This window comes from Duganella violaceipulchra, from assembly GCF_019166075.1.
GTDB classification, from domain to species: Bacteria; Pseudomonadota; Gammaproteobacteria; order Burkholderiales; family Burkholderiaceae_D; genus Rugamonas; species Rugamonas violaceipulchra.
In genome coordinates, this window is the sequence record NZ_JAHTGR010000271.1 from 1 (window position 1) to 210 (window position 210).

At 67.1% G+C, this 210-nt stretch carries 1 protein-coding gene; it reads left to right on the forward strand.

What is annotated here, in order from left to right; all coding sequences use genetic code 11:
- The coding region (locus KVP70_RS35975) for a condensation domain-containing protein (RefSeq protein WP_217946830.1) at positions 1 to 210 on the forward strand (210 nt) is incomplete at both ends.

Genomic DNA, 210 nt, shown 5'->3' on the forward strand with positions numbered 1-210 from the left:
TGTTCATGACCCTGCTGGCCGGCTGGTCGATCCTGCTGGCGCGGCTGAGCGGGCAGTCAGACATCGTGATCGGCACCCCGGTGGCCAACCGCCAGCGCAGCGAGATCGAAGCCATGATCGGCTTCTTCGTCAACACCCTGGCGCTGCGGGTGCAACTGGCAGAGGACCCGAGCGTGGCCGCCCTGCTGGCGCAAGTCAAGGACAGCACCC